Source organism: Saccharothrix xinjiangensis (assembly GCF_039527585.1).
GTDB lineage: Bacteria > Actinomycetota > Actinomycetes > Mycobacteriales > Pseudonocardiaceae > Actinosynnema > Actinosynnema xinjiangensis.
Genome location: NZ_BAAAKE010000013.1, coordinates 168316 through 180843, shown reverse-complemented (window position 1 = coordinate 180843; position 12528 = coordinate 168316). Strand labels below are relative to the sequence as shown.

Sequence of the window (12528 nt, the reverse complement as noted above, 5' to 3'; positions counted from 1 at the left end):
GTCCCGGCCGGGGGCTGCCGGCGGGCGGGCGGCGGCGGCCGGTGCGGGTGGCGGTGCCAGGGGCGGTGTCGGCGGCGGCCGTGTCAGCGCGGCGGCGGTGTCAGGGGCGGTGTCAGCGCGGTGGCCGCCCGGTGTCAGGACGGCGGGCGATCGTGGTCCTCGTGATCAGTTCACCGATCACACCCACCACGGGCGCCCCACCGATCCGGGGGCCCGGACGAACCCCGGGAGAACACGATGCAGACCTTCGCCACCGCCGCCCCGATCTCCGCCGTCCTGGACGTCCCCGCCGGGCTCGTCCGGTTCATCGCCGCCGACCGGACCGACACCACCGTCGAGGTCCTGCCCGCCGACGCCGCCAAGCGCCGCGACGTCAAGGCCGCCGAGCGGACCGCGGTCGACTACCGCGACGGCGTCCTGCGCATCCAGGCCCCGACCGGGAGCCAGGCCTTCGGCCCCTCCGGGTTCATCGAGGTCACGGTCCAGCTGCCCGCCGGGTCCCGCGTCCAGGCCAAGGCCGCCAGCGCGGACCTCCGGGGCGTCGGGCGACTCGGCGAGGTCACCCTGGAGGGCTCGCACGGCGCGGTCGAGCTGGAGGAGGCCGGGAGCCTCCGCGTGACCACCCACGCCGGCGACGTCGCGATCGGCCGCCTCACGGGCCCCGCCGAGATCAGCACCGGCAAGGGCGACATCCGGATCGCCGAGGCCGTGCGCGGCAGGGTCGTGCTGCGCACCGGGTCCGGCGACGTGACGATCGCCGCCGGCGTCTCCGCCTCGCTGGACGCCGGCACCACCCTCGGCCGCATCCACAACACCCTCAAGAACACCGGCGCCACCGAACTGGACATCCACGCCACCACCGACCACGGCGACATCACCGCCCGCGGCCTCTGAGGGGCCTCGGCCGACCGCCCCGGCGCCCGAGTCCCGCTCGGCGGGGCCGGGGCTCCCGGGTGGCGGTGCGACCCCCACTTCGACATCGCCGCAGGTCATCGCACCTGCGTCACCCGATCCAGAAAATCTGTGATCGCTGGAGTAGACATGACCACCCCGGTGCGTGTAGTGTTCTTCCCATCAGAGAGAAGAGAAAGTCCTATCGACGCGGGAGATGACGAACTACCCGCGAGTTGGGAGCAGTACGGCCCCCTGATCGGGCCCGGCAGTGGAGGGCTGGTCAGCGGTGGGCCGAGGACTGTCGGCACAAGCAGTACCGGGAGCACAACCGAAATAAGCACGACGAGAAAGGCAAGGTCCGGGAGCCGGCAGTCGCACGCAGCAGTGGCAGGACCGGTCAGGCGCGTCGGAGCCGATCAGTGGAAGGGGTTCCGACACGGTGGCCGCAGGCGGTCGGTGAGGTGAGCCGGAGTGCGCAGGAGATCCGGCGCCGACCACCTGAGCAGTACCGAGGTTGTGAAGGGGCCGGTCCTCGTGACCGGCTGGTGCAAGTGAACCCATACCCTGGGGCCCGGTGCCGTTACGGCACCGGGCCCCTCGTGACGTGGAGGTGCAGTGCCCCCAGAAAGAGACGAGCCGCGCGCCGCGGCTGACAAGTTCGACGACGACCACTACCCCGCTTACACCATGGGCAGGGCCGCGGAGATGCTCGGCGCCACGCCGGGGTTCCTGCGCAGCCTGGACGAGGCGAAGCTGATCGAGCCCCAGCGCTCACGCGGCGGTCACCGCCGCTACTCCCGCCACCAGCTGCGCATCGCCGCCCGCGTCCGGGAACTCGTCGACCAGGGCACCGGCCTCGACGCCGCGTGCCGCATCGTGACCCTGGAGGACCAGCTCCAGGAAGCGCGAGACCTCAACAGGACCCTCTCCCCACCACTCGACCAGGAGTACCCGCCGCTCCGGGGCGTGTGACCCGACAGGACCGGGGACGTCGGCCCGATGGTCGAGCAACATCCGGCGAGGCACAGGCAGGCCGTCCGCGCCGAGCTGTCCCGTCGACGTCCCGAACCCCGGTACCCCGAACCCCGACGTGCCGAACCCCCGGTACGCCGCACCTCGACGTCCCGGCCCCGTGCCACCCGGCGAGGGGCGCCCCCACCACTGCTCGACCCGCGCCCTCACCCGGCCGGACGGCGGCGGTTCAGCGCGCGGTAAGCGGGTGACAAGCGCGAGCCGACACGGTGGTGTCATGAAACGAGCCTCATTCGCGCTCCTGGCGTGCGCCGTGGCGGTGGGCACCGCGACCCCGGCTTCGGCGGCGGTCGGCGCGCCGCTGGACATCACCGGGGTCGTCGCCGGCGACGACGACGGCAACGTCCCGGCCAACACCCTCGACGGCGACCTGACCACCCGCTGGTCGGCCGAGGGCGACGGGGCGTGGATCCGCTACGACCTCGGCTCGTCCCGGACCGTCGGCTCGGTGTCGATCGCCTGGCACCAGGGCGACACCCGCAGGCAGACCTTCGACGTCCAGCTCTCCGACGACGGGTCGTCGTGGCGGGACGCGCTGCGCGGCCGGGTCAGCAGCGGCGCCACGAGGCAGCCGGAGGTCCACGACTTCGCCGACGGTTCGGCGCGGTACCTCCGCGTCGTCGGCCACGGCAACACCTACAACGACTGGACCAGCATCACCGAGACGACCGTCCACGGGGCGGACGGCAACGGCGGTGGTGGCGGCGGCGGCTGCACGTACCCGGCCGACGTGCTCGACCTGTCGAACTGGTACATCGGGCTGCCGATCGGCGAGGACGAGCGCCCGACCAACGTCGAGCAGCCGGAGCTGGACACCTTCTCGGTCGACCCGTGGTTCACCGCGACCGAGGACTGCGCCGCGGTCCGGTTCCGGGCCGCCGTCGACGGCGTCACCACCAGCGGGTCGAACTACCCGCGCTCGGAGCTGCGCGAGATGTCCGGGTCGGACAAGGCGAGCTGGTCGTCCACGTCGGGGACGCACACGATGGTGATCGACCAGGCCATCACGGCGCTGCCCGAGGAGCGGCCGTACGTCGTGGCCGGGCAGATCCACGACGGCAGCGACGACGTCTCGGTGTTCCGGTTGGAGGGCACCAGGCTCTACATCACCAACGGCGACACGTCGCGCCACAAGCTCGTCACCGACGACTACGCGCTGGGCACGAGGTTCGAGGCCAAGTTCGTGGTCGGCGGCGGGAAGATCAGGGCCTACTACAACGGCGTGCTGCAAACCACGCTCTCGAAGAGCTTCTCCGGCGGCTACTTCAAGGCGGGCGCCTACACGCAGGCCAACTGCGGCAACTCCGCGCCGTGCGACGACGGCAACTACGGCGAGGTGGAGATCCACGGCCTGAGCGTCACCCACGACGACTGACGGCATGAGGTAGCCACCCACGGAGAAGACCGGTGACGACGTCCTCGTCACCGGTCTTCTCCGTCTCTTGTGGACGGTCAGCGGACGGCAAGCGGTCGGCAAGGGACCACCGGCCATCCTGGACCCACCGCAGAGGGAGGAGGGCGCGTGAAGTTCGACATGGGTAGGACGACCCTGTCCACGCTGGCCCAGCAGAGCCAGGGTTCCAGCGACGACCTGGCGTCGTTGATCCAGTCCCTGATCGCGGCGGCGGCGCCGCTGGAGGGCAGGTTCAACGGCGCGGGCCGGGCGATGTTCGACAACTTCAAGGCCCGCTCGGACCAGGTCACCGCCGACCTCAACTCGGCGCTGGGCTCGATCGTCACCGGCCAGGTCGGCATGGACACCTCGTTCGTCCAGGGCGACCAGGAGATGGCCGACAACGCCTCGGCCGGCGAGGGCGCGGCCAACTTCGACGCCGCCCGCTTCGGGGCGCACCGCTCGGGCGTCTGACCAAGGGGGGAACGAACGCGATGTCGATGGACCGCACGAGTTTCGACACCGGCGCGTCGGCGCAGGTGCAAGGTGACCTGATGGGCATCATCGGCCGGCTGGAGGCGCTGATCGGCCGGCGGGACGGCCAGGTCGCCCAGGCGATGGCCGACTTCCAGGCCGACGGCGTGTCCGAGGAGTACCAGGTCGTGGAGACGCGCTGGAACCGCGCGGCCACGGAGGTGCGGCAGATCATCGACCTGGTCAAGCAGACGATGACCCGCAACGACGAGTCGGCGACCACGGCCCTCTCCCGCGCCGCGTCCGCCGTCCAGGGCATCGGCTGACCGCCGTGCCGGCGTGGGACGTGAAGCCGCCGGGCGTGCAGGGCGTGGTCACCAGGACCGAGGGCGCGCTCCAGGACCTGCTGGCCGAGGGCGCCGCCATCCAGGACGCGGCGACGGCGGCCGAGACCGCCGCGGCGTCACCCGCCGTGGGCGGTGCGATCGGCGGGTTCCGCGACGCGCGGGTGGTGCCCGCGGTCGCCTACTCGGTGGAGCGCGGCGCGGCGTGCGCGACCGCCGCGGTCCAGGCCACCGAGGCGTACGTGCAGGGCCAGTTCGAGATGGCCGCGAACGCGCAGGCCGCCGCGGCGGCCGCACCCGACCCCCGCGCCACCATGCCCGGGTTCGGAGGTGGCCGATGAGCTTCCTGGACGCCCTGCTGGAACCGCTGCTGCGGGTCGACGCGGGCGGGGTGGAGGCCGCGGCGGGCACGCTGACCACGAGCGGTCCCGCCTACGCCGCGAGCGGGGCCGCCGTGCACCAGGAGTGGCAGGGCCTGGCGCCGGTCTACACCGCGCCGGAGGCGCCGACGCTGTTCGCCGCCACGCTGCCGATCCAGGACACGGCGGCGGTGCTCGGTCAGGACGTCGCCACCGCGGGCGCCGCGCTCACCGCGTTCGCCCGGGAGGTCCTCCTGCTCCAGGAGGAGGCCAGGCGGCTCATGGCCGAGGCCGCCGCCGTGGAGCAGGAGGCCAAGAGCCCGGCCGTGGCGCTCAGCGCCGGCATGGACCCCACGGGCGGCGCCACGGACCCGCTGGCCGCCGAGCGCGACCGGTTGCTGAAGGCCGCCGCCGAGCTGATGGCGCGGTTCAACCAGGCGGAGATCACGTGCGCCAACGCGATCCGCGCGCTGGTCGGAGCCATCCCGCTGGTGGCCAACAACGGCGACGGCGCCCTGGCCGACAACGAGTACGGCCTCACCGCGGACCAGTGGGTCGACGCCTGGGGCGGCACGTCGCTGGACCGCTCGGTGGCAGGTGGCATCGCCACCGCGTTCATGGGCGACCTGGAAGGCGTGGGCGCCCTGCTCTCCGGTGACGAGGAGGCGTGGCTGGGCCTGTGGCGGACGGCCGCCGGCCTGGGCATGGCGGCCACCGGGACGCTGGCGGTCGGCGACCTGGTCGACCTGCCGGGCCTGCCCAGGGGCAGCGCCCGGCAGGCGCTGGTCGACGCGGGCAAGGGGATGCTGGCCTGGGACGAGTGGTCGAAGAACCCGGCGAACGCGTTCGGCCAGGTCCTCTACAACTTCGGCACCCTCGGTCTCGCGGCGACCAAGGTCGGCACGGGCGCGAGGCTGGCCGGGGCCGCGGGGCGGGGGCTGAACGCCCTCGCGGACGCGACCACGGTGCGCGTCCCGGAGATCGCGCGGGCGGCGGGCGCGTCGCTGGCCGACGTGAGGGTGCCCGCGCTGCGCATCGACCCACCGACGGCCCTCGCGGGCGCGGGCCGGGCGGGGTTGCCGAACGTCGGCGTGGGCAGCACCCGCCTGGGTGACACCGGGGTGGGCAGGCTCGTCCTGCCGAACGTCACCGATCCGCCCCCGGGCTCCCGGGGCCGCGGTTGGGCGCCGCCCGACGCCCCGACCGGTCGGTCCGGTGGTGGCAACACCCCGGAGGCGAACGCGCCGGAGACCGATGCCCCGGCGAACCGACCCGACGCACCGGTTGAGGCGAAGCCCGTCGACCGGGAGGAGGCAAGGCCCGTCGACCGGGCGCTGATCGAGGAAGCCCGGCGCGGCGGTGTCAAGATGAAAGCGGACGAGGTCGTCCAGATCGGCAGGGACCCCAACCAGAGGATCGTGTTCCTGGAGGAGGGCGGCGTGAACCCCCGAACTCGCAAGGAGGCCGGCCTGGTGCACGTGATGACCCACAAGAACCAGTTCGTCGCGGCGGGCATCCCGGCGGATCGGATCGGCGAGGTGGTCCACCGGGCCGCCACCGAGGGGCGGTACACGGGGTACTGCCAGGGCACGCCACCGGGACGGCCGATCTTCGAGGTCGAGTACGGTGGGCGAACGCACTACATCTCGGTGTCGGTGGGGAGCAACGGTTACATCGTCGGGGCGAACCACCGCGGCTTCTCGAACCCGTTCGACGACGCGCGACGGGACCCGCGCGCGGACGTCGACACGAACTACCGGGGATGGTGATGATGGTGGAACTGGTTTCGGTGCGCCTGGCGGCCGAGTGGACCACCGACCCCCTGTGGGTCAGCAAGGGCGATGACCCGATCCCGGCCAACTACTCGGCCCAACGACTGCGCTCCGACTTCGGCGTGCCCGCTGAACTGGCCTCGGCCATCGACGCCTGGGACGCCGAATTCCAGTCCGTCTACAACCGGGACGACCCGGCCGAATCCGGGTTCACGGACGAGTCGGTCGCCGATGCCTGGGACGAGCGCGGACAGCGGCTGGCCGAGGCCCTCGCCGGAGCGCTGGGGGTACGCGTCGAGTTCCACACCGCAGCGGGAGACCGGGTTTTCGGCGGCTGAGCACGACGCGGTGGTCCGGTCATCTCCAAGAGCGACCGGACCACCGCCGGGCGAATCTCCGTCATCCGGCGAGAGCCCGGCCCGGCAGCCGGGTGGCGAGCGCCAGCCTCAGGTCGTAGCGGTCGCCCAACCCGGTGAACAGCGGCTCGATGTCGACCGGTGACACCACACCGACGCGCACGTGCTCCAGCACGCCGCCGGTGACGCGGACCGCGGTCAGCGCGCCCTGCGCCCGGTTCACCTCCGTGCCGCCGACGACCACCACCTTGGTCGGGCGCGGTGCGCGTTCCCGGCAGAAGCCGGTCAGGCCCGTCCTGCTCCAGCGCTGGGTGACCGGTTCCGCGGCGCCCCACCCGGCGACCTCGCCGCCGGTCAGGGCCGCCACGCACTCCTCCAGCACGCCGCCCAGCCCGGTCGCCTCCGCCGCCGGGTGGCGGACCGCCACGTCCAGCACGAACAGGCCCGTGGCGGCGGGCGGTGGCACGGGGCCGTCCGGCACGAACTCCGCGCCGTCCCAGCGCATCCGGCGGCCGGTGTGGCCGTCGAAGTGCTCCTCTCCCGACCTCACCACCCAGTCCGCGTCGGCGCAGCGGAGCAGGTCCGCGGCGGGCAGGGTGAGGCGGGTGCCGGCGGGGGTGAGCAGTTGCAGCCGCCCGCCCGAGCGCGCCGCGTCGATCAACCGCGTGCTCAGGCCGACCACGGGGCGGTCCTGGACGATCAACGGCACGGCCACACCACTCCCCCGGTCCGCGCGGCGAGTTCGGTGGCGAAGCGGCGCGCGGCGCCCGCCGCGCGCTCACCGCCCCACTCCGCCCGCGCCTCCACCCACCACACCGGCGCGGGCAACCCGGCCAGCTCGGGGCCGAGCAACCGGGCGGGTTCGCCCGGCACCTGCACCAGCAGCGGTCCCTCCACGACCACCAGGGGGCGGTCGTCCTCGGCGAGGATGCGCAGCAGCGCCCCGTGCGCCGCCCGGTCGACGCCGAACCCCGGACCCGCGGCCAGCAGCGCCGTGGCGGTGTCCCGCGGTTCCGGGCGCCGCCCGCACAGCGCGATGAAGTCGGTCACCGCGCCTCCCGGTGCGCCGTCTGCACCGTGCGGACCGGTTCGCCGTGCCGGATGAGCACGCCGCGGCCCGCGGGCAGCACCGACGGCCGCACGCCGGGGAACAGCTGCCCCTCCGCGCGGTCGCCGGACATCACCAGCACCGCGGCGCCGGACTCGCGCACGGTCGCGGTGAACTGCTCGTGCAGGCCGCGCGCCGCACCCAGCACCCGGCGGGTCATCAGCACGTGCAGGCCGAGGTCGCGGCCCGCGGAGACGAACGGGGCCAGGGCGGCCAGCGGGCGGGTGCCCGCCGCGTTGAGCACGTCGTAGTCGTCGACCAGCAGCACCACCCGCGGGCCGGTGGCGCGGCCGGACGCCGCCCGACCGCCCAGCTCCTCGGCCACGGCCGCGGCGAGCTGGGCGGCCAGGGCGGTGTTGGCCGCGTACCCGCCCAACCACTCCTCGGGCACCAGGTCGGCCAGGCCGCGCCTGGGGTCGAACACCGCGAACACCAGGTCCTCCGGTCCGTGGCGGCGCACCAGCCCGTCGGCCAGCACGCGCAGCAGGTTGGTCTTGCCGCACCCGCCGTCGCCGAGCGCCAGCAGGTGCTGGTCCCGGTCGAACAGGTCCAGCGACACCGGGGCGAGCCCGCTCTCCTCGACGCCGAACGGCACGGTCGGCAGGTCGGCGGGCAGCGCGTCGGCGGGCAGGACCGGCGGCAGCAGGCGCACCGGGGGCGCGGTCGGCCCCACCCACGAGGCGCGCACCGCCCGCACCGCGCCCGCCACCCCCTCGCCGGTGCTCGCCGGGTCCGCCACCGAGTCGATCCGGGGCAGCGCGACCTGGCCGAACAGCAGGTCCGGGGTGAGCGCTCGGCCGGGGCGGCCCTCCGGCAGGGCGCGGGCCAGCCTGCCGTCGATGCCGGATTCGGCGGGCTCGGCCAGCCGCAGCTCCAGCCGGGTGCCGAACGCCACCTGCTGCGCCAGCCGGACCTCACCGAGCCGCCGCGCGCAGGCCACCACGTGGACGCCGTGCGCGCCGCCGCGGGCCAGCAGCGCGTGGACCAGGGGCGCGAACCGCTCGAACTCGCCGCTCAGCTGGCCGTACCCGTCGAGCACGAGCACCACGTCGGCGGCGGCCAGCTCGGGCACCCGCCCGGCCGCGTGGGCGGCGCGCAGCTCGGACATGTCGTCGAACCCGCGCCCGCGGAACACCTCCTCCCGCCGCTCCAGCTCGGCGTCGAGCTCCTCCAGGGTGCGGCGGATCCGCTCGGTGCTGTCCCGGCCGGCGACGCCGCCCACGATGGGCAGCGGTTCCAGCGCGCGCAGGCCGGTGCCGACCAGGTCCACCCCGTACACCGCGACGCGGCCCGGCGGGAGGGACAGGGCCAGCGAGAGCACCGCGGTGCGCAGGAACGTCGTCTTGCCCGAGTGCGGCCCGCCGAGCACGAGGACGTGCCCGCCCGCCGCGGCCAGGTCCAGCCGCCACGTGCCCCGCCACTGCCTGGCCGGGTCGTCCAGCAGGCCGATCGGCACCTCCAGCCCGGTGCCGGCGGGACCGCCGAGGGCCAGCCCGGTCGGGGTCGCGTCGACACCGCCCGCCACGACGTCCAGGGCGACCGCGGCGGGGAGCGGGTCCAGCCAGATCCGGCGCCCCGGCTCCCCCGCGCCCGCCAGCGCGCCCACCACGGTGGACAGCAGGGTCGGGCCGGTGGTCCGCTCGGTGGCGTGCCGGTCGTGGTCGGGCGGCGGCGCGGCGGGGCGGGTCGGGTACCGCGGGACCGGGTGGACCAGCGGGCCCGCCGGGGTGGGCGGCGAGGGCGGTTCGGCGGCGTGCAGGGGTCCGGAGACGTAGGCGGTCTTGAAGCGGGTGTACACCGAGACGTCGACCTTGAGGTAGCCGAAACCCGGCAGGGGCGGCAGCAGGGCCGCGTCGGGGGTGTCCAGCACGGCGCGGCTCTCCGCGTCGGACAGGGTGCGCAGGCCCAGCCGGTAGGACAGGTGGGTGTCCAGCTGGCGGATCTTGCCCGCCTCCAGGCGCTGGCTGGCCAGCAGCAGGTGCACGCCGATCGAGCGGCCGACGCGGCCGATGGTCAGGAACAGCTCGATCATCTCCGGCTCGGCGGTGAGCAGCTCGCCGAACTCGTCGATGATGACGAGCAGGTGCGGCAGGGCGGGCAGGTCCGGCCGCTCCTCGCGCAGCAGGCGGTAGGTGGCGATGTCGGGCGCCTTGCCCGCGTCGGCGAGGACCTGCTGGCGGCGCTGCACCTCGCCCGCCAGGCTGGTCCGCACGCGGTCCACCAGCCCGGCGTCGTCGACCAGGTTGGTGATCAGCCCGGTCACGTGCGGCAGCCGGGCCAGCGGTGCGAACGTGGCGCCGCCCTTGTAGTCGACCATGACCAGGTTGAGCAGGTCCGGCGGGTGCGTGGCGGCCAGCGACAGCACGAGGGTGCGCAGCAGCTCGCTCTTGCCCGACCCGGTCGCGCCGACGCAGAGCCCGTGCGGCCCCATGCCGAGCTGGGCGGACTCCTTGAGGTCGAGCCACACCGGCCGGCCCGCCTGGTCGACGCCGATCGGCACGCGCAGGAAGTCGCGGTCCGACCGCGGCGCCCACAGCGCCGCCGGGTCGAGGCGGGTCGGGTCGCCGAGGCCGAGCAGGTCGACGGGGTCGGCGGGCGCGGTGCCGGACCCGTCGTCGTGGCTCTCCGGGGACAGCCGCAGCGGGGCCAGCGCCCGCGCCAGCCCCTCGGCCTCCGCCGCGGACAGCCCGTCCGGTTCGCCCGCCGCGGTGTCCGGCTGGTCGCCGCGCAGGTCCTCCACCGCCAGCCGGCCGTCGCCGGTCAGGGTGATCCGGACCGACACCTCCTCCGGCTCGGCCATCCGGTCGGCGACCAGGTGCAGCGTGGTGACGCCCAGGTCGGCGGCCGCGGCCGCGCGGTCCGGCAGCGGCAGCGGTTCCGCGTCGCGGCCGTGGCAGTCGCACAGCACCAGCAGCCGCTGGTGGGTCGCGGCGGCCTTGCCGCCCGCGTCGAACCGGCGGGACTGCGCGGCCCGCGTGGCGCGCTCGGCCAGGTCGTCGGCCAGCAGCGCGCACAGCGCGCCGGGGTCGGGCGCGATGCGGCGCAGCGCGCCCACCGAGTCGCGCCGCGCCGGGTCGACCAGGTGCGGCAGCCAGCGCAGCCAGTACCAGTCCCGCGCCGACGACGGCGGGTGGCAGACCGCCACGGCCACGTCCTCGGGCGCGTGCAGCGCGGCGACCTGGCACAGCAGCGCCCGGACCAGCGCGAGCACGTCCTCCCGGTCGCCGATCACGGCGACGTCCCCGGCGAGGTCCAGCGACGCGCGCAGCGGCTGCCCGGGCACGGCGCCGAACCGCCGCAGCAGCGTGCGCGCCTCGGCGAGCAGGAACGGGTCGGTCGGGTTGGTGGGCGTGCCCTCGTCGGCGAGGGTCAGCGCGCGGCCGGGCCGCGGTCCGACGCCGACGCGCACCGCCAGGAAGTCCCGGTCGCGGCGGCGTCGCTCCCACAGCCGGGCCGGGTCGCGCACCAGGTCGGCCAGCGCGCCGGGGGCGGGGTCGAGCAGCCAGGCGTGGCCGCGCGCCTCCCGCTCGTGCCCGCCCAGCTCCTCGCGCAGCCGCTCCAGGTGGTCGAGGTAGCGCTCGCGGTGCAGGCGGCGCTTGCGCGCGGCCTGGCCGCGCTGGCTCAGGAACACCACGGCGGTGGCGACCAGGACCACCACCATCATCACCGCGCCGAGGGCGGCGAACGCCGAGCCGCGGAAGAACATCATCAGCGTCAGCGACGCCGCCGACCCGGCGATCGGCAGCAGCGTGAACGCGCCCGACGCGCCCTTGCCCTCGGGCAGCACCGGTGGCGGCGCGACGTCCAGCGGCTGGTCGGGCCGCCGCGGTCGCACGGCGCGCACGGGTCGGTGCACGGTCTTCACGCTCACAGCGGCCTCGCCCGCTTCAGCGCCAGGGCGGCGACCCTGGTCGCGGACACCACGGTCGGCTCGGCGAGCCGGCGCACGTCCACCACGCCGCCGCCCGCCAGGTGGCGGTCGAACCCGAGGTGGACGACCGGGACCCCGAGCACGCCCACCGCCCGGCGCGCCCGGTCGAGGTCGACGCCCTCGGACCGGTCGTTGAGCGAGGACAGCACCACCACGACCCGGCCGAGGTCGACCACGCCGGGCGCGGCGTGCAGCCGGTCCAGCACGACCCGCGTGCTGCGCACGCCGTCGAGGGTGGCGGGCGCGGCGACCACGACCGCGTGCGCCTCGACCAGCACCGGCGCGGGCAGCACCATGCCGTGGCCGCAGTCCAGCACGGTCACGCCGAAGTGCCGGGACAGCGACCGGCCCACCTCGCGCGCGGCGGAGACCGCGTCCGCGGCCGGGCCGGGCCGCACGGGGGCGGGCACCGACCACAGGCCGGGTCCGGCCGCGCCCAGCAGCGGCTCCAGGTCGGCCATGCCGAGCACCTCGCCCGCGAGCAGGCGGCGGGCCAGCACGGTCACCGGGTGGCCGGTCGGCGTGCCCAGCCGCCACGCCAGCGAACCGACCTCCGGGTCGGCGTCGACGGCCAGCACCCGGTCCGCCCGGCGGCGCGCGAAGACCCGGCCGATCAGCGCGGCCACGGTGGTCTTGCCCGCGCCGCCGCGCACGCCGGTCACCGCGATCCGCCTGCCGGTGGTGATCGGCTGCTGCACGGCGGCGATCAGCTCCGCCAGCTCGTGCACCTCGGCCGAGGACGACGCGAACACCCGCCGCACGGACCGGGCCACCCGCCGGTGGGCGGGTTCGCCCGCGCGGCGGCGGCCCGCGACGGATTCGGGGTCCAGCGGCGGGACCGGGACGGCCCGCCACCGCATGTCGG

General features: G+C 75.3%; 12 protein-coding genes. 8 read left to right on the top strand and 4 right to left on the bottom strand.

Going from position 1 to position 12528, the window contains the following annotated elements:
• The first annotated feature begins 237 nt into the window (after nucleotides 1-237).
• The 8 genes from ABD223_RS25035 (at nucleotide 238) to ABD223_RS25000 (ending at nucleotide 6606) form a co-directional block, all read left to right on the top strand.
• Nucleotides 238-894, top strand: coding sequence for a DUF4097 family beta strand repeat-containing protein (locus ABD223_RS25035; protein ID WP_344038916.1), 657 nt, complete (start codon nucleotides 238-240; stop codon nucleotides 892-894).
• 615 nt (nucleotides 895-1509) lie between these two features.
• On the top strand, nucleotides 1510-1866 hold the full coding sequence (locus tag ABD223_RS25030) for a helix-turn-helix domain-containing protein (RefSeq protein WP_344038915.1): 357 nt from the start codon (nucleotides 1510-1512) through the stop codon (nucleotides 1864-1866).
• A gap of 277 nt (nucleotides 1867-2143) precedes the next feature.
• Nucleotides 2144-3301, top strand: a complete 1158-nt coding sequence (locus ABD223_RS25025; protein WP_344038914.1) for a polysaccharide lyase family 7 protein — start codon at nucleotides 2144-2146, stop codon at nucleotides 3299-3301.
• A 147-nt stretch (nucleotides 3302-3448) separates the two neighbouring features.
• Nucleotides 3449-3793, top strand: coding sequence for a hypothetical protein (locus tag ABD223_RS25020; RefSeq protein WP_344038912.1), 345 nt, complete (start codon nucleotides 3449-3451; stop codon nucleotides 3791-3793).
• 26 nt (nucleotides 3794-3819) lie between these two features.
• The gene (locus ABD223_RS25015) at nucleotides 3820-4119 is read left to right on the top strand and encodes a pore-forming ESAT-6 family protein (protein WP_344038911.1); all 300 of its coding nucleotides are present in this window, start codon (nucleotides 3820-3822) and stop codon (nucleotides 4117-4119) included.
• Between the two features lie 5 nt (nucleotides 4120-4124).
• A complete protein-coding gene (locus ABD223_RS25010; RefSeq protein ID WP_344038910.1) occupies nucleotides 4125-4478 on the top strand; it encodes a DUF6507 family protein in 354 nt (117 codons plus the stop codon).
• Nucleotides 4475-6265 carry a hypothetical protein gene (locus tag ABD223_RS25005; RefSeq protein ID WP_344038909.1) on the top strand — a complete coding sequence of 597 codons (1791 nt, stop codon included), beginning with the start codon at nucleotides 4475-4477 and terminating at the stop codon, nucleotides 6263-6265. The genes ABD223_RS25010 and ABD223_RS25005 overlap by 4 nt, the downstream gene beginning before the upstream one ends.
• A 2-nt stretch (nucleotides 6266-6267) precedes the next feature.
• On the top strand, nucleotides 6268-6606 hold the full coding sequence (locus ABD223_RS25000; RefSeq protein ID WP_344038908.1) for a hypothetical protein: 339 nt from the start codon (nucleotides 6268-6270) through the stop codon (nucleotides 6604-6606).
• Nucleotides 6607-6667: 61 nt separating this feature from the next.
• Here the strand turns inward: ABD223_RS25000 and ABD223_RS24995 are convergent, their stop codons facing one another.
• Genes ABD223_RS24995 through ABD223_RS24980 form a run of 4 tightly spaced genes read right to left on the bottom strand, consistent with a single transcriptional unit; the run spans nucleotide 6668 to nucleotide 12523 of the window.
• Complete coding sequence (locus tag ABD223_RS24995) at nucleotides 6668-7333, bottom strand: DUF6177 family protein (RefSeq protein WP_344038907.1); 666 nt, start codon at nucleotides 7331-7333, stop codon at nucleotides 6668-6670.
• Nucleotides 7324-7674, bottom strand: coding sequence for a hypothetical protein (locus tag ABD223_RS24990; RefSeq protein WP_344038906.1), 351 nt, complete (start codon nucleotides 7672-7674; stop codon nucleotides 7324-7326). The genes ABD223_RS24995 and ABD223_RS24990 overlap by 10 nt, the downstream gene beginning before the upstream one ends.
• Complete coding sequence (eccCa, locus tag ABD223_RS24985) at nucleotides 7671-11603, bottom strand: type VII secretion protein EccCa (RefSeq protein ID WP_344038905.1); 3933 nt, start codon at nucleotides 11601-11603, stop codon at nucleotides 7671-7673. The genes ABD223_RS24990 and eccCa overlap by 4 nt, the downstream gene beginning before the upstream one ends.
• Nucleotides 11600-12523 carry a nucleotide-binding protein gene (locus ABD223_RS24980; RefSeq protein ID WP_344038958.1) on the bottom strand — a complete coding sequence of 308 codons (924 nt, stop codon included), beginning with the start codon at nucleotides 12521-12523 and terminating at the stop codon, nucleotides 11600-11602. The genes eccCa and ABD223_RS24980 overlap by 4 nt, the downstream gene beginning before the upstream one ends.
• Between the last annotated feature and the right edge of the window lie 5 nt (nucleotides 12524-12528).